At 71.7% G+C, this 18,019-nt stretch carries 6 protein-coding genes; 5 read left to right on the top strand and 1 reads right to left on the bottom strand.

Features of this window, described 5'->3' with window-relative positions; translation table 11 throughout:
- Positions 1-22: 22 nt before the first annotated feature.
- The 5 genes from ACT3RW_RS16355 to entS all read left to right on the top strand — a co-directional run bounded on the left by ACT3RW_RS16355 (position 23) and on the right by entS (position 17,059).
- Positions 23-3,286: an AMP-binding protein gene (locus ACT3RW_RS16355; RefSeq protein ID WP_013350580.1), complete on the top strand. Its 3,264-nt coding sequence runs from the start codon at positions 23-25 to the stop codon at positions 3,284-3,286.
- 82 nt (positions 3,287-3,368) lie between these two features.
- Entirely contained in the window at positions 3,369-11,435 is an 8,067-nt protein-coding gene (locus tag ACT3RW_RS16350) for a condensation domain-containing protein (RefSeq protein WP_444614488.1), read from the top strand.
- The gene (locus ACT3RW_RS16345; RefSeq protein ID WP_444614487.1) at positions 11,435-15,466 is read left to right on the top strand and encodes an amino acid adenylation domain-containing protein; all 4,032 of its coding nucleotides are present in this window, start codon (positions 11,435-11,437) and stop codon (positions 15,464-15,466) included. The genes ACT3RW_RS16350 and ACT3RW_RS16345 overlap by 1 nt, the downstream gene beginning before the upstream one ends.
- Before the next feature lie 49 nt (positions 15,467-15,515).
- Complete coding sequence (locus ACT3RW_RS16340) at positions 15,516-15,710, top strand: MbtH family protein (RefSeq protein ID WP_013350576.1); 195 nt, start codon at positions 15,516-15,518, stop codon at positions 15,708-15,710.
- Positions 15,707-17,059, top strand: a complete 1,353-nt coding sequence (entS, locus tag ACT3RW_RS16335) for an enterobactin transporter EntS (RefSeq protein WP_443446508.1) — start codon at positions 15,707-15,709, stop codon at positions 17,057-17,059. The genes ACT3RW_RS16340 and entS overlap by 4 nt, the downstream gene beginning before the upstream one ends.
- A gap of 22 nt (positions 17,060-17,081) precedes the next feature.
- On the opposite strand, the gene ACT3RW_RS16330 is transcribed toward entS, so the two are convergent.
- Positions 17,082-17,852 (bottom strand): 4'-phosphopantetheinyl transferase family protein, encoded by a 771-nt coding sequence (locus tag ACT3RW_RS16330; RefSeq protein WP_102599286.1) that lies wholly within the window; start codon positions 17,850-17,852, stop codon positions 17,082-17,084.
- Positions 17,853-18,019 lie beyond the last annotated feature (167 nt).

Raw genomic sequence — 18,019 nt, 5'->3', positions numbered from 1 at the left:
GCAGCTTTTCGAAGGACCGATCATGACTCTCGCCCCCGACACCGTGCGCACCGTGCCGTTGACCGACGCCCAGGCCGGTATGGTCCACGCAGAACTCGCCGCCCCCGGCTCCGCGGACTTTTCCGTCGGTGACGCCGTGGTTTTCCGTGGCCGCATCTCCGCCGCCACCCTGGCCGAGGCGGTGCAACGCACCCTGGCGGAGATTCCGTGGCTCGGATATCGCTTTGATGCGCAGCTCATGGCGCTGGTATCTGGTGAAGGCCCGGCCGTCCCGTCCGCGCCGCGGCTGCTGCCTCCGGGGGTGCTGCGCGGGGAGCTCACCGGCAACTCGGACCGCCAGCTGGCCGAGCAGCTGCGCGCCGAGTATCTGCCGCGCATTACCCTGGAATCGCGGCTACTGCGCGAACAACTGCTGCTCACTAGCCTGGATACTGACGTGCAGCCGGTCGCGGTGTGGGTGCTGGCCGCCCACCACGTGCTTTTCGATGGCTACGGCATCACGCTGCTCGCCCGCCGCGTGACCGAGCACTACACCGCCCTGGTCGCCGGGAGCCCGGTCCCGGAAACCCCCTTCACATCACCGGGTCAGGTGCTTGCCGCGGAAGCCCGGTACCACGGGTCTGCCGCGGAGGAAAGGGACCGCGGCTACTGGCAGGCCCGGCTGGACGGGCAGGACCATCGGCCCACACGGCTGGCCGGGCTGCTCGGCGCCGCCGGACAGCGTCCGGACGCCTCCGCCGTCGTACGGCTGCGCCTGACCGGACGCCCGCTGTCCCTGGGCCGTTTCTCCGGCACGGCCCCGACGGGCTCGGACGCCTCCCGGGCGACTTGGGCCGACGCCGCGATCGCCGCGCACGCCCTGTTGGCTGCTCGGCTGACCGGCGCCAGCCACACAATTATCGGCCTGCCGGCCATGAACCGCACCGGGGCCGCGGCCCTCTGCGCGATCCCGACCATCAACGTGCTGCCGCTGGTGCTGGATGTGGACCCCGCTGGCACCGTGGGGCAGCTGCTGGAGTCGGTGGCCGCCGCCCGCGCCGAGCTGTCCCGGCACGGCAGGTACCGCTCCGAGCAGCTCATGCGCGATCTGCGCCTGGTCGGCTCCGACACCACGCTGACCGGCACCGAGATCAACATCAAGGCCTTTGACTTGCCGCTGAGCGTGCCCGGCGGCACCGTGTCGCTGCACGCCCTGTGCGAGGGGCCGGTGGATGACATCTGCCTGAATCTGCTGCCGGAGCCCGGTACTGGCGGAGTCGTCGCCGTGCTCACCGCGCCGGCCGGGACCCTGGCCGCCGCGGACGCCGTGGTGCTGCTGGAAACCTACGGGCTGCTGCTGGAACGGCTCGCCACGGCGGACCCTTCCACCCGGCACGCCGAATTTTCCCTGGCCCCGGACAGCGCGCTGGCCCCGCTGGCCGGAGAGGCCGCGGCCGAAACCGCCCCGCCGGTGCTCGAAGTACTGTTCGCGGCCAGCACAGCCGCCGCCCCGGAAGCCGCGGCGATCACCTGCGAGGGGGTCACGCTCAGCTACCGGGCGCTGGCAGCCCGGGCCGACGCGATCGCCGCCGCCGTGCTGGCGCAGGATGGTGGCGCGGCAACCGGGCGCTATGTGCTGATCGACCTGGAGCGCGGCCTGGACTACGTGGCCGCGATCCTCGGCATCGCCAAGGCCGGTGCCACCAGTGTCCCGCTGGACCCGAACGCGCCAGCGCAGCGCAACCAGCGCATCGCCGCACGGCTGGCCGGCCAGGATCTGCGCACCCCGCTCGTGCTGTCCGCCGACGCGCAGGGGTGGGCCGGCTATCCGGTGTTGGATCCGTCCTCCGTGCCCGCGCCGACCGGCCCGATCCCGGTAGCTGACGTCCCCCGTTCGACGCCTAGTTACCTGCTGCATACTTCCGGTTCCACCGGGGAGCCCAAGGCCGTGGTGGTTTCCCGCGAAGCCTTCGCGCACTGGGCCGGATACCACCGGCATGCAGGTTTCCTGGGCACGGCGGGGGAAAAGATTGCCCAGTCGCTGCCGCTGCACTTCGACGGCGCCTGGTGCACCTTGCTCGGGGTGGCGCTGGGCCACCATGTGCACCTGATCAGTCACGAAGTGGCCCGCGATCCCGAAGCCCTCGCGGTCCAGGTGCGTGAACACGCCATGACCTGGATGGACATGACCCCTTCGCTGGCCGCCCCGCTGCTGGATACGGGACTGTTCGCTCCCGGAACCCCGGTACGCCGGCTGTCCGTGGGCGGCGAGGGTTGCAGCCAGGTGCTCTGGGAGAAATTGCGGGATCTGGGCCGCCTCGTGGTCGAAAACCTCTATGGGCCCACCGAATTCACCGTGGACGCGCTGGTCGCCAACGTGGCGCAGAGCCCCGACGTAGTGGTCGGCCGCCCGCTGGCCGGGCTGAAGGCCGCGGTGCTGGACCCAGCGCTGCGCCCGCTGCCGCCCGGCCTGCCCGGGGAACTGTATTTGTCAGGACCGCAGGAAGCCCACGGATACCTGGGGCAGGGCGCCCTGACCGCCTCCCGTTTCGTGGCAGATCCAGCCGGCGACGGCACCCGCATGTACCGCACCGGGGACCGGGCGGTGCTCGGCCACGACGGGCTGCTGCGCTTCCTGGGCCGCGATGACGGCCAGGTGAAGATCCGCGGCTACCGAATCGACGTGGGCGAAGTGGAAACGGCACTGGCAGCGCTGCCCGGGGTTGCCCACGCCGTGGTCCGGGCCCGGGCCGCGCAGCTGCTGGCATGGGTGGTTCCCGCGAATTCCGAGGGAGCCGCGCTGGTTGCCGACGCCGAACAGTGGCGCGCGGCGCTGATCCGGGTCTTGCCGCCGCAGATGATTCCGCATGCGCTGACCACCATCGACCGGCTGCCGCTGGGCACCACGGGCAAGCTGGATGAAAACCAGCTGCCAGATCCCCGGCCCGCTAACGTCCCCGGGGGCGCCCCGGTGAACGGACCGGCCCAACAGGCGGTGGCCGCCGCCATGGCCGCGGCGCTGGGCATCCAGGTGCAGGCGCTGGGCGCCGCATCGGATTTCTTCGCCGAAGGCGGGGACTCGATCACCGCGATCGCGGTGGTCTCCGCGTTGCGCCAGGCCGGCTACTCCTCCTCGGTGGGGTCGGTCTTCGCCGAGCGCACCGTCGCGGGAATCGCCGCCAAGACCACCGCGCTGGCCGCGGATTCGACCGCAGCGGCAGCGCCTGCCGGCACTGCCGACCTGGTGCAGCTGGATGACGCGGCGCGCAGCCGGCTTTCGGCCATGCTGACCCGTCGCCGCCGCTAAACGCGCAGCCATCCCCTGCGCATTTTCAGACTTCATTGCTTTCAGACTTCGTTGCTTTATGAACCGCAGCCCAAAGGACCCCATGACCGAGCTGACCCGACACGACGTCGAAAATTCCCACGGCCTGCCCGACACCGGGCAAGCCCCCGACCCGCTGGACGCGCAGCTGGCCTGGTGGCCGACCACCGCCTTGCAGCGCGGTCTGGTGGCCCACACGCTGATGCTCCACGACCAAGAGCAGGCGTCCGACCCGTACGTCGGCCAGACCCGTGTCCGGTTGGCTGGTCCGCTTGACCCTGACGAGGCCCGCGCCGCCACGCTGGGCCTGCTGCGCCGGGTGGAAAACCTGCGTGCCGGCTTCCTGCTGGACGAGACCGGTGACCCGGTTTCCTTCGTGGAGCCATGGAACGAGGAGCTGGCGGCCCGGGCGTTCACCACCGGACCGGACGTCGAGGCGCTGGCCGGCGCGCAGTCCGCGGCCGGGTTCGACCTGCAGGACCCGCCGCTGCTGCGCTTCGCCCTGGCCTCGGAATCATCATCGGCCCATGAGCTGGTCATCACCGCGCACCATCTCGTCCTCGACGGCTGGTCCATGCCGCTGCTGCTGGGCCAGTGGCTGCGGGAGCTGGCCGCCGTGCGCGGCACCCGCGCCCCGTCCGACCTGCCCGCCGCCACCGGCAGCTACGCCGAGCACCTGGGCTGGATCGCCTCCGCTGATCGCGAGGCCGCCGCCGCGTTCTTCGCACAGACCCTGGCCCATGCCGACACCGGGCCGCGCCCGCACTTCCTCGGCGCACCCGCGCTGGCCGGCACCGGCCAGGCGAGCGAAACCCGCGAACTGCCTGCAGCCACCGTCACGGCGCTGAACGCCGCCGCCCGCACCCATGGATTCACGCCGGCCACCGCGCTGCGGACCGCCTGGGCCTTGGCCGCGGACTTCGCGGCCGGTACCACCGGCACCGCCTTCGCCCTGCCTGTGGCCCTGCGCGATCCCTCCCGCCCGGACGCCGACACCGTCTGCGGCATGCTCACCGAGACTGTGCTCGCCTCCGGCGACTACCAGCCCGGGGATTCCCTGCTGGACTCCGTGGTGCGCCAGCAGCAGTGGTGGAACCGCAGCCTGGAGCACCAGCACCTTGGTGTTCCGGGCATCGAGCGCGCGCTGTCCGCCACCGGCGAGCTGGCGTGGTCGCTGCTCAGCTTCGACGCCGGCGGCGCACCGGACCGCTTCGCGCTGGACGGGCTTCAGGCCACGTTGAAGGCCACCGGCGACTCCAGCCACTACCCGGTCAACGTGCACGTGCGGGCCGGCGAGCGCTGGCAGATCGAACTGGACTACGACGCGCGTGTCCCCGCGCACGTGGCCGCTACCTTGGCCGAGGCCTTGGTCCGCGGGCTCACCGCGCTGGCACTGGATACGGAGTCCCGCATCGCCGCAATCGAGCTCATGGACCCGGCCCGGGTCAACGGATTCGAGACCTCCGGCCGCGATTACGCCGGAAGCCAGCCGCTGCTGCCCGAGCTCTTTGCCCGCCAGGTCGCCGCCGCGCCGCAGGCCACCGCCCTGGTCGTCGGCGGCACCAGCTACAACTACGCCGAACTCGACGTGCTGGCGCAGCAAGCCGCCGACCGCCTGGCCGGACTGCTGACAACCGCCACCGGCCACCGGAGTCTGGCCGTGCGGCTGCCCCGGGGACTGGACATCGTGGTGGCCCACCTGGCTGCCCTGCGCAGCGCGGTGACCCTGGTGGTGCTGGATAACGGGTGGCCCGCCGCCCGCGTCGAGCGCGCGCTTCAGCTCACCAGCCCGGCGCTGGTCTGGGACGGCGAGGGCCTGCGCGCCACCGGGATCGGATCGCACCCGGCCCCCACACCGATCGCCCCTCAGGCCGCGGACACCGCCGGCATCGTGTTCACTTCCGGCTCCACCGGCGAGCCCAAGGCAGTGGCCGTGCCGCACCGCGCACTGGCCCACCTCGCCGCCCGCCAACAGCGCGAGCTCTACCCGGAGGGCCGCACCCTGCAGGTGGCGCACACCTCCGCCTTCCACTTCGACGCGCACTGGGACGCCTTCCTGTCGTTGTTCACCGGGCATACCCTGCACCTGCTGACCGAGGACGAGTACCTGGACCCGTTCGCGCTGGCCGACTACGTCGCCGCGCACCGCATCGGCTACCTGGACTTCACCCCGACCCTGTGGAACGCGGTGATCTCCAGCGGGGCGATGACCCGGCTGCCGGAAATCTGCGTGGCAGGTGGCGAAAGCTTCCCCGCCGCGCTCTGGCAGCGCATGGGGCAGCTGGCCCGGGAATCCGGTTCCGTCGTCTACAACCTGTATGGCCCTACCGAAGCCACCGTGGATGCGCTGGCCGCGGCCGTGACTGACGCGCCGGAACCGGTGGTCGGCCGCCCGGTCGGCGCCACCGGCGCGCTGGTCCTGGATTCCCAGTTGCGCCGCGTCGCCCCGGGCACTGTGGGCGAACTCTACCTCGCAGGCCCGCAGCTGGCCGAAGGCTACCTTTCGCGCAGCGCGCTGACCGCCGCCCGTTTCACCGCCCACCCCTTCGCCCCGGGGGAGCGCCTGTACCGCACCGGCGACGCCGCGGCCTGGCGTCCGGACGGGCAGCTGGCGCTGCTCGGCCGCACCGACGCGCAGATCTCCCTGCACGGCGTGCGCATCGAACCCGGGGAAATCGAAGCCTTCCTGGCCGGACAGTGCACCGTGCGCCGTGCCGCGGTGCTGAAAGCCACGGACCCGCGGCTGGGCGAACGCCTGGTGGCCTGGGTGGTCCCGTCCGACCCGTCCGCCGTGGGCGATCCGCGGCTGGCCGCCGAGCTGCGCGCCGCCTGCGCCGGCGGGCTGCCGCGCGCCATGGTGCCGGCCGCGGTGGTGCTGCTGGAGTCGCTGCCGGTGACCGGCAGCGGCAAGCTGGATTCCCGTGCTCTGCCAGCCCCCGACTTCGGCGTCGCTGACCCGGCCAAGCCAGCGGAATCCGGCGCGGTAGCCGGGGCATCGGAGGCCGAGCTGGCCGCGGTGACCGCGGTGGTCACCCGGGTGCTGGGGCTATCCGACGAACCGTCCCCGGGGCAGCGATTCATGGCCCTGGGCGGAGAGTCGATCGCCGCGATCCAGGTCATCGCCGGGCTGCACCGTGAGGGCTACGGCTACTCCGTGGCGAAGTTGCTGGCCGCCGGAACGCTGGCGGACATGGCCCGCGAACTCGAAGCCCGGCAGCCCGAGCCCGCGGCTGCCGGGACCGAGCCTGACGGCACCGGCGCGGCCGGCCGGCTGGCAGCCCTGGGCACTGAACGCTCCGCGGTGCTGGCGGACCGGGCGGCAAGCCTGGGCGCCGTCGCGGTGGACGTGTGGGAGCTGACCGCCACCCAGCTGGGCATGGTGCTGCACCACGAGCGCGAAACCGACGGAACCTACCAGACCACCACCCGCTGGCGCCTGGCCGCAGCGGATGAAACCCGGTTGCCAGATGACGAGCAGGTCGCCCGCGCACTGGATACGCTGGCCGCACGCCATCCCCAGCTGCGCGGCGTGATCTTCCAGCACGACCTGCCCGCCCCGCGCCTGGCCATTTTGGATAGGATGCGTTGGACGCTGCAGACCGAGGATTTGCGGTCGGAGCCGGATATGGCCGCAGCGGTGGGGCGGGTCGAGGAGGCCCTGCGCGCCGAGCCGATGGACCTGGCCACCGGGCCGCTGGCCAGCGGACGATTGTTGCGCATCTCGGACACTGCTTGGGAACTTGTCCTCTGCCTGCACCACCTGCTGGTGGATGGCTGGTCCACCTCGCTGCTCACCGAGGAACTGGACACCCTGCTAGCAGGTGGCCGGTTGCCCGAATCACGCCCGATGACGGGGTATCTCCAGTGGCTGGCCCAGTTGGAAACCAGTTCCGGGCAGCTGGAAGCGGCCTGGCGCAGCGAGTTTGCCGGCTTCGGCGCGCCCACCACGCTGGCCGCGCTGACCCGCGCCGGCGAAGGCACCGTGCGCGCTACCGCTTACCTGCAGGCCCCGTCCGCCGCGCAGCTTTCCGCCGCGCTGCGCGCCTCGGGGCACACCCTGGCCGATGCCGCCCAGGCAGCCTGGGCCACCGTGCTGGCCGCGGCAACAGGAACCGCCGACGTCGCGCTGGGCGCCACCCGCTCCGGCCGCGATGCGGAAGTGCCGGGCATCGACGAGATGATCGGCATGTTCATCACCACCGCGCCGGTGCGGCTGCAGCCGCGTCCGGAAGCCCCCAGCGCGGAGCTGCTGGACGAAGCCCGACGGCAGAACACCGCGCTGGCCCGCGCCGCCCACCTGGGCATGGGCCGGATCAAGTCGGTGCTCGGCGCCGAACCATTCGACACCTTGCTGGTGGTGGAGAACTACCCTCAACGCGGGGAAACGGCCGTTTCCGGCCTTGAGGTCACTGCGCTCGGCGGCCAGGACGGCACCAACTACCCGGTGTGCCTGACCCTGACCCCGGGCGAGGAGCTGGCCCTGGAAGTCGAGCTGGCTGGCGGGGATCCGCTGGTTGCGGCAGCGCTGGCCCAGGCAGTGCGTACCGCGCTGGCAGCGCTGGCCGGCGGCACCCAGCCGCAGCCCGAGCAGCTGGGACTCGAGATAGTCACCGCACGGCTGGCCGAGGCCGCACGGGCCGAAGCCGATCTCGCAGAGCCTGCTTCGCTTGACCCCGAAAAATCTTCGATTGCGCAGCCCGCCGTCGCGGAGGACACCCGCACCGCGCTGGCCGCCCAGGCAGTCGCCGAGGTGCTCCAGCTCGACTCGGTGGACCCGTCCCGGGACATCTTCGCGCTGGGCGCGGACTCCATGGCAGTGATCGCGCTGATCGGCGCGCTGCGCGCCCGGGGACTGGTCGTTTCGCTGGGCGAGATCTACCGCAACCCCACCGCTGCAGGGTTGGCCGCTGCCGCCGCGGAGGCCGCCCCGACCCGGTCGGCCGAACTGGCCGCCGACGGGACGTTAGCGGATACCCCGGCCCTGGCCTGGTACCGCGGCCTGCTGGATCGAACCGGGGCGGACGGCCGCGGCTTCCAGCAGCTGCGTGTGCTCAACGTGCCCGCCGGCGTCCAGGCCGCCAGCCTGCAACGCGCGCTGACCATTTTGGCCGAACGTCACCCGGCTCTGCGCCTGCGGGTGGACGGCACCGGGGCCGAGGTGCTGCCCGGCGCAAAGCTGCCGCTGACCACGCTGGCCGCCGACTGCGGCGAGCGGCTGTTCTTCGAGGCCTTGCGCACCGCCTGTCTTGAACTGGATGAGCGGACAGGCCGCGTGGCGGCCGCCGTGTACCGCCCGGCCGAGTCGGGCTACGGCGTGCTTGCGCTGGCAGTGCACCACGTTGCCGTGGACATCTACTCCTGGCGCCTGCTGACCGATGACCTGCGCCGGCTGGTTGAAGACACCCATGACACGCCGGACACCCGGGCCCTTCCAGCCGCCTGCGCCAACCTGCGCGCCTGGGCCGCCGCCTGCGCCAACCTGCGCGCCTGGGCCGCCGCCTCGCACCAAGCCGCGCTGGCCCTGGCCGCCGACCGGGCGCTGGCAGATCGCTGGCTCTCCGTGCTGGATCCGGGGGACCTGGCACAGGTGCGCTACTCGGATTCCCGCCAGCTGGGAACGCTGGCCGACACCCGGGAGGTCGTGCACACCCTGGACGCGGAAACCACACGCGGCCTGCTCGCGCTGGGCGAGGGCTGCGGCATGGACACCGTGCTGCACGCGGCGGTGGCAGGCACACTGGCGGACGGCACCTGCGTGCTGTTGGAGGCCGAGGGCCACGGACGCCCGGCCGGCACCCGCTTCAACGACGCCCGCGATACCGTGGAAGTCGGCAGCACCGTGGGGTGGTTCACCGCCACCTGGCCACTGAGCCTGTCCGCCGCGGCCAGCGGCGGCACCCAGGCGTCGGCGCCTCAAGCCTGGTTGCGTGCAGCACGCGCCGCGTCGGCCGCGCTGCCAACGGATACCGCCAGCTACGGGATGCTGCGCCACCTTGCCGGCTCGGCCGGCGAGAAGCTGGCCGCCGCGGAAGATGCCGCCGGCGCCCAGCTTCTGGTCAATTACCTGGGCCGCGACGCCGTGGCCGACGGCGAATGGCAGCCGGCGGCGGACGCCGCCGCGCTGGAAAGCGAGCTGGGACTGCACCGGGCGCTGCCCGCCACCCACCCGGTGGAACTGAACGCCTACGTCACCGACGCCGCGGACGGCCCGCACCTGGTGCTGCGCTGGCAGCTGGCCGCGGCCAACGCCGCCGGCCGTGGTCTTCCCCAGGCCGTCCGCGCCGCGCTGGCAGGCCTGTCCGGGATGGACCCGCTGGCCGCCGGCACCGCCGGCGCCCTGCATGACGTCGTGGGGCTGGGAACCGCTGAAACCTCGCGGCTGCTGGCCGAACGCCCGGCAGCCCAGGGCGTCTGGCCGCTGACCGGCGTGCAGCAGGCCATGGCCGTGCACGCGGCCGCCGCCCCGCACGACACCTACCTGTCCTTGGCCGGGCTGGAGCTGTTCGGCCCGGTGGACCCGGCGACGCTGCGGAAGGCCGTGGCGGCGCTGGCCGCGGTCCACCCGCAGCTGCGCTCCACCGTGTACTGGCCGGATCACGGAGCCCCGGTGTTCGTCCCGCTGGCCGGGCTCGCCCCGCAGGTGGCCGTGCGCCGCAGCCACGGGCTGGATCCGGAAGCCCGGCAACAGCTCGCCGAGGAGGTCCGTGCCGAGCACATGGCCCGCGGCTTCGACGTGGAAGCCGGTCCGCTGCTGCGGCTGGAACTGGTCGACTTCGGAGCGCACCCGGAAACCGGCGAGCCGCATAGCCAGCTGATCCTGGCCAACCACCACCTGCTGCTGGATGGCTGGTCCATTCCGCCGCTGGTGGATGAGCTGTTCGAACACTACGCGCGCGCCGCAGGGGGAGCCGAGGTGCCGCAGCCGGTAGCCCCTGCCGGCAGCGGCTATGACGCCTTCGCCCGTTCGCTGGCCGCGCGCGACGACCAAGCTCGGGTCGCCGAATGGCGGCGGGTCCTGGCCCCAGGCCGTCCGGGCCACGTGCTGCGCCACCGCGATCCGGAAAATACGGCGCTGCCCACGGTGATCGGCATCCAGCTCGGCGCCCACGTGCGCAAGGCGCTGGCCAAGCGCGCCCGCAAGGCCTCGGCCACGGTGGCCGACGCCGCGAACGCCGCCTGGGCGCTGGTGCTCGGCGCACTGCTTGACACCGACATCCCGGTGTATGGCACGGTCAGCTCCGGCCGCGCCATCGACGTGCCGGGCATGGCCCAGTTGCCGGGCATGTTCATCGACACCCTGCCGGTGGCAGTGGACCTGGAGCAGAAGAATTCCACGGCGCTGCTGGGCGCCGCCCATGCGGCCGGCCGGTGGATCGTTGAATCGGCCGGAGTGCCGCTGTCGAAGATCACCGGCGCCCTGGGCGTGGGCACCCTGTTCGACACCCTGCTGGTTGTTGAAAATTATCCGCAAACCGAGGGGAACACCCCGGACGGGGCCCCGCGCCTGGGCAAAATCCACTCCCAGGACGCCACCGAATACCCGCTGTCCGTCAGCGTCTCGGTGGGCGAGGTGCTGGAAGTCGAACTGGAATTCGGCGCCGAGGTGCCCGAAACCGCCGCCCGCCAGGTGCTCTCGGCCCTGGTGGTGGCCTTCGAATGCCTGGCACTGGGCACCGCGCTGCCGGTGCTGCGCAGGCTGCTGGCAGCCCGGCTGGCTCCGGCGCGCGAGGTCCTGGCCGCGGCCGATGCCCGGCATGCGGCGCCCCGCGGCGCGGACGCAGCGGTTGTGGACGCGGTGGCAGCCGCCTACGGGCAGGTGCTGCGCATGCCAACTGCCGGCGCTGACAGCGACTTCTTCGCCGCCGGGGGCGACTCCATGGCCGCGATGTCACTGCTGAGCGCCCTGCGCAAGTCCGGGTACAAGGCAACGATCTCCCAGGTCTTCGCCAACCCGGTCGCCGCCGACCTGGCCGCCGTGGCGGAACACCTCGTGCCCGCCGCGCCGGCCGCCACCGCCGCCGGGGACAGCGGGGAAGCCCCCGCGGCACCTGCCCCGGCGGCCGGAAAACCCATGATCACGCTTGACGGGGCCTCGATGGCCTCGCTGGCCAACCTGTTGAAGGGAAACTAGTGACCACCTCAACCACCGAGGCGCAGAACGCCGAGCCCCAGAATACCGAGCCGGCCGAACCGGAGATCATCGACGTGCTGCCGCTAGCCCCGCTGCAGAACGGCCTGCTCTTCCACGCGCTCGCCGACCCGGAGGCGCTGGACGTGTACACCATGCAGTCCACCTACCGCTTCGCCGCGCCGGTGGACGTGGCCGCGCTGCGCCAGGCCTGCGCCAGCCTGCTTGAACGCCATCCGATCCTGCGCGCCGGCTTCGCCCACGAACAGTTCGACACCCCCGTGCAGTTCATTCCCGCCGCCGTTCCATTGCCCTGGCGCCAGCTGGACCTGTCCGCGGACCCGCACGCCGGGCGCGAGCTCGAACGGCTGCAGGTTGATGAACGCCAGGCGAAGTTCGAGATGAGCCGGCCGCCGCTGATCCGCTTCGCCTACGCGGACCTGGGGTCCGAGGGAGGCGCCTTGGTTGTCACCAACCACCACATCCTGATCGACGGCTGGTCCGACGCGCTGCTGGTCACCGAGCTGCTGCGGCACTACCGTGCAGGAGGCCGGGACCAGGCGCTGGGCGAGCCGGCCCAGTTCCGCAACTACCTCCAGTGGCTGGCCGAACAGGATGAGCAGGCCGCCCGCGGCGTGTGGCGCGACCAGCTAGCCGGCCTCGCCAACGGCACGCTGGTCGCGCCGGAAGCCGCGGAACGCTCCGCCGTGCTGCCCGAGGTCGTGGAGATGGACCTGCCGGACGGGTTGACCGACGCGCTGATCGCGCTGGCCCGCACCGCGCGGGTGTCGATCAACACCGTGTATTCCCTGGGCTGGTCGCTGGCGCTGCGCCGGCTCACCGGCCAGGACACCGTAGTCTTCGGCTCCACGGTCTCCGGCCGTCCTCCGGAGCTTGCCGGGGTGGACGAGATGATCGGCCTGTTCCTGAATACCGTCCCGGTGGTCACGGAGTTGGATCCGCATACCCGGGTGGATGCACTGCTGCGCCAGGTGCAGGCCCGCCAGGGCGAGAGCCTGCAGGCCCAGTTCGTCGGGCTGTCAACCATCCAGCAGGATGCTGGCATCGGCACCCTGTTCGACACCCTCTACGTCATGCGCAATACTCCGGAGGACGACGCGGCGCTGGACAGGCTCAGCGCTGACACCGGGCTGCTGGAAATCGAGGGCGGGGACGCCACCCACTACCCGCTGACCTTCATAGTGCATCCGGGTGACACCTACCGGCTGATTCTGGCGTATCAGGGCGAGCAGTTTTCGGCCGCGGTCGCGGGCGCCCTGGTGGAATCGGTGATCGCCACCTTGGCGGCGCTGGCCGCCCATGCGCAGGCCCCGCTGGGCACCGCGCTGGCTGCGGTTGCTGACCAGCCGCAGTCCTCCGGGCTGGCGGGCACCGTGCGGCAGCTGGGCGAGGACTCACTGGTCGCATTGCTGGAACGCACCGCCGCCGCCCACCCGCAGCGCCCTGCGCTCGTCGACGGGGCGCGCACCCTCAGTTACACCGAGTTGTGGGCCGAGGTGTCCTCGATCGCCGGCTGGCTGCGAGCCCAGGGCCTGGGTCCGGGATCCACCGTGGGATTGGGCCTGCCGCGCGGGAACCGCTTCGTGGCCGCCATTTTCGCCGTGATGGCTGCCGGGGCGGCCTACATCCCCTTGGATGCTGCCTACCCGGATGCCCGTGCCGCGAAGATGTTCACCACTGCAGAGGCCGATGCGGTGCTGTTGGAACCGGGCTCGTCGAGGGACGCTGCGCTGCTCGCCGCCGCCGGAACCAGGGTGCTGGTGCTGGATGATGCGGCGGCCGCCGGCCATGCCGGGGCCGGGGCCGCACAGCTTCATTCCGGCTACACCCACGCTGACACCGCCTACCTGATGTTCACCTCGGGCTCCACCGGCGAGCCCAAGGGCGTGTCCGTACCGCACCGCGGCCTAGTCAACATGCTGGCCAACCACCGGCGCGAGATCTTCGATCCGGCCATCGCCCGAGTCCCGGACCGCCCGCTGGTAGTCGCACATACCGTGTCCTTCGCCTTCGACATGTCCTGGGAAGAGCTGTTCTGGCTCATCGAGGGGCACACAGTGCACGTGCTGGACGAGGCGCTGCGCCGCGACGCGGGGCAGATGGTCGGCTACCTGCGTGAACATCGCGTGGACGTCATCAACGTGACCCCTTCGGTGGCTTCGGCGCTGCTGGCCGAGGGGCTGTTGGCCGCCGGGACGCACCATCCTGCCTTGGTGCTGCTGGGCGGCGAAGCGGTGGGCGCCGAGGTTTGGGATGCGCTGCGCGCAGACCCGGTGTCCGAGGGATACAACCTCTACGGCCCCACCGAATACACCATCAACGCCCTGGGCGCCGGCACCGGCGGCAGCGCAGTGCCGGTGGTCGGCGGGCCGATCGAGAACACCGAAGCCTACGTGCTGGACAGCGCGCTGCGCCCGGTGGCCGAGGGCGCGCCCGGCGAACTGTACCTGGCCGGCGACGGACTGGCGCACGGCTACGTGGGACGCGCCGCGCTGACCGCCTCCCGCTTCATCGCCAACCCCTTTGGCGTCCCGGGCACACTCATGTACCGCACCGGGGACGTTGTCTCGCTGGACGCCTCCGGGCAGCTGCGCTTCCACGGCCGCTCCGACGCCCAGGTCAAGATCCGCGGCTACCGCATCGAGCCGGGCGAAGTGCAGGCGGTGCTCGCCACTGATCCGCGGGTCGGCTCGGCCGCCGTGCTGGCCCGCCGCATGCCGCAGGGCCACGTGGCGTTGATCGGCTACGTGGTTCCCGCCGCCGGCGCGGACACCGAGGAGGCCCGCGCCGGGCTGTTGGACGCCGTGCGTGCCAGTGCTCGCCGCGAACTGCCGGACTACATGGTCCCGGCCCACCTGGTGCTGATCGAGAAGTTGCCGTTGACCCCGAACACCAAGCTGGATGTCGCCGCGTTGCCGCTTCCCGCCCCGAGCGCAGGCCGGGCCCCGGCCGGCGCCGCGCAGATCGCGGTCGCCGAGGTGTTCAGCACCGTGCTCGGCGTGGATTCGGTGCACGCGGAGGACGACTTCTACGTGCTGGGCGGGGATTCGCTCAAGGCCATGCGCGCCGTGTCGCTGCTGCGCGCGCGTTTCGAGACCCCGCTGACGGTGGGCGCGCTGGCCGCGGCGCCCACCGTGGAACTGCTGGCCTCCAAGCTGTCCGCCGGTACCGATTCCTCCTTCGACATGGTGCTGCCGCTGGCCGGCGGCACGGGGGCCGGCGCCCCGCTGTACTGCTTCCACCCGGCCGGTGGCCTGGGCTGGAGCTACGCCGGGCTGGCCGGGCATCTGGGCCGTGGACGCGAAATCATTGCCCTGCAGTCCCCGCGGCTTTCCGGGCCGGCCCCGCAGGACATGGCCGCGCTGCGCGACTGCCTAGTCCAGGCAATCCGCAAGCGTCATCCGCGCGGCCCGTACCACCTGCTGGGCTGGTCCTTCGGAGCGCATCTGGCCCATATGGTGGCCGGCGCGCTGGAGAAGCAAGGGGATGAGGTGCTCACGCTCTCGCTGCTGGATGCGGACGCCGTCACCACGAACCCTGTCCAAGGCCCGGCCCCGGACGACGCCGCCGCCCTGGAACAGGAAGCGCTGAACTTCCTGCTGGCCGGCGCGCTGCGCGAGCTTCCCCAGTGGCTCACGAGCCCCTACCGGCGCGAGGAGGTGCTGGAGTTCCTGGCCGAGGCCGGGGGAGCCTGGAGCCACTTCGCCAGCGACAAGCTGGAGGCGATCCTGGACTCCTACGCCTACAGCGTCGGGCTGCTGCCCGGCGCCCGTTACGACCGAGTGCACGCGGACACCCGCCTATACACCGCGACGATCAGCCGCCACGGGGTGGCTGCCAGCGACCCTGCGCGCGCCGCGGCCGGCTGGGCCGAGCACAGCGCGGGGCACTTCGCCCAGCAGCTTATCGAAGCCGGCCACCACGAGATGACCAGCCCGGCAGCGCTGGGCGTCATCGGGCCGCAATTGCGCGAGGACCTGGCGCGTGCCGAAGCCGAGCACGCCGGCAACTGACCGAGCAAAAGACCTTCCAGATTTTTTAAACAACACAAGGAGCAAGAGAATGAACCCCTTCGACCGAACCGACGGCAGCTTCCTCGTCCTGGTCAACCAGTTGAACCAGCACAGCCTCTGGCCCGACTTCGCGCAGGTCCCGGCCGGCTGGACGCAGGTCTTCGGCCCGTGTGACCTGGACGCCGCCAATGACTACGTCCAGGAGCACTGGACCGACATCACCCCGCGGGAATCCGCCCAGTGATCCGATGGCTGCGCCGCCATGCAATCGACCTGGGTCCGCTGCGCAGCAGCCGGGCGTTCGCCCTGATCTTTTGGGGTCGACTGGTATCCATCGCCGGGATCGGCGTGCTGGGCACCGCGATTCCGCTGCAGGTCTACGCCCTGACCGGTTCGTCGGTCCACGTCGCCCTGGTCGCAACGGTTTTGGGTTTGGCAGGCTTCGCCGGGGCGCTGTCCGGCGGCCTGCTGGCCGACCGCTTGGACCGGCGCAAGATCATCCTGGCGGCCCGCGGCGCAGCCGTCGCCGGCTTCGCGCTGCTGGCGGTTAACGCCTTCGCCCCCGAGCCGATGCTGGCGGCATTCCATCTGGCAGCGGTCGTGGACGGGCTGGCCGGCGGCATCAGCGCCACCGCGCTGTCCGCCACGGTGCCGCGCACGGTGGAACCGGCCCAGCTCCCGGCCGCGAGTGCGCTCATGGCGATCAGCATGGATTTGGGCATGGTGCTCACCCCCGCCCTGGGCGGCCTGCTGTACGCGGCGGCCGGCCCGGGCTGGCTGTATCTCTGGGTCATCGTCGCCAGCGTGGCCAGCGTGGCCCTGCTCTGGGGCCTGCCCGAACTGCAGCCGGGCGGCGAGGTGCAGGCCGATCCGCAGCTCCGGCAGGCAGGGCTGCTCCCGGCCATCCGCCACAGCTGCGGGCAGGCATGGGCCGATACCCGGGAGGGGATGGCCTACGTGGCGCGCGACCGGGTGGTCGGCCCGATCATGCTGCTGGGTTTCATCCAGCTGCTGTGCGCCTCGCCCTACGTGCTGATTCCGGAGTTCGCCGAACGCCAGCTGGGGCTGGGACCCGAAGCCGCCGGCTTGCTGTATTCGGCGCCGGCCGCCGGAGCCCTGCTCGCCTCGCTGAGCAGCGGCTGGACCGGCCGGGTGCGGCTGGCCGGCCGGGTGCTGCTGGTGGTGCTGTGCGCTTCCAGCCTTGGCGTGCTGGCGCTGGGCCTGACAAGTTCGCTGCCGTTAGCGCTGGCGGCCATGGCCTTGACCGGGGTGGGGGACGTGCTGGCCGAAATTTTCCGTTACGCGATCATCGCCGGGCGCACCCCGGACCGGCTGCTTGGCCGGGTCAGCGCCGTGTGGAGCGCCCAGGGCACCGTGGGCGACACCTTGGGCGGGCCGCTGCTCTCGCTGCTGGCCAAGGCGCTCGGGCCGGGCGGAGCCATCGTTGCCGGCGGCGCGCTGGCCGCCGGCCTTAGCGCCGTGGTGGCATTGGGTGCTCGCGAATTGCGCGGGCTTAGGATCGAGCCCGAAACGCCCGAAGAAATCCTGGACGAGGAGGTTGGTCCCGGCATCCGGGCCGCCGAGGACCGCTAGGCGCGGCGCCGGCCCGCGCCGCTCATTGGCCGGGCAGCTTGCCGATGTCCAGGCGCTCGACCATCAGCGGCGCGGTGCAGGCCAGCGAGGCCACATGCCCGGCCCCGGCGTCCACCGGCTGCAGGTAGACCGGGCCGGAGTCCACGCCGGGTGTGTGCACCGGGGTCCACCCAGCGGGCGGGCCCAGCGGGTCGGCGGAAACCAGAAAACTGGCCGGTTCAATGGTCAGCCCCACCCCCGCCGCCTTGAGCAGTGCCTCCTTGGCCGAGAACAAGGCCAGCCGCAGCGCGTCGGGGCGCGCCGCGGCTGCCACCGCTGCGCGCTCGCCGGGAGCGAGTACCGCGTCGTCGAACCCGGGGAATATTCCCTTGGCGCTCAGCGCCGGCCCGCGTTCAACGTCGACGCCCAGCAGGACGCCGGCGGGGGCCACAGCAGCCATGACCAGCTCCCTGGTGCGGGACAACGACACTGCGCGGCGCCGGTGGCGTGGCTGCCCATGGTCCGCGACGCCGCAGCCCGGACAGTGGCGGGTAATTTCCAGTCCACGTGTTGCCAGGGGCTCGGCGTTTAGTTCCCGGGCCAGCAGCAGGCGCAGCAACGCTCTGGATGCGAGCAACGCTGCGGCATCGGCCGGGTCCTTGAAGGTGCCGGCCTTAGAGGCTTCGGGGCCCAGCAAACGCGTATAGCCGCCCAGTTCGGCGACCTTGTCCCGGACGTCGTCGACGGTGGCGGTGAGATAACTCAGGTACGCGAGGGGCTGCGGGGACGGGCGGGGATGATCTGCGGGTTCCACTCCTCAAGCCTACGGCGGATCCTGCCGTACCGGGCGACCCGCCCGGACCGCAGAAGACGAATAATTTCGAACCCGCATGCCGACGTTTTTGGGTAAGGTTAGCCTATGATAACGTTGCCCCCAGGTGATCCGCTTAGTCACCGAAGTTTTCGCTGAATTCGACAACT

The organism is Glutamicibacter sp. AOP5-A2-18 (genome assembly GCF_052446055.1).
GTDB lineage: Bacteria > Actinomycetota > Actinomycetes > Actinomycetales > Micrococcaceae > Glutamicibacter.
The sequence above is the reverse complement of the archived record's forward strand: the minus strand, read 5'-3'. Positions and strand labels throughout refer to the sequence as shown.

Bases quoted from the DNA above. Each gene is read 5' to 3' on its own strand.
- ACT3RW_RS16340 (WP_013350576.1), top strand. From the start codon at position 15,516: ATGAACCCCTTCGACCGAACCGACGGCAGCTTCCTCGTCCTGGTCAAC.
- ACT3RW_RS16355 (WP_013350580.1), top strand. From the start codon at position 23: ATGACTCTCGCCCCCGACACCGTGCGCACCGTGCCGTTGACCGACGCC.
- ACT3RW_RS16350 (WP_444614488.1), top strand. From the start codon at position 3,369: ATGACCGAGCTGACCCGACACGACGTCGAAAATTCCCACGGCCTGCCC.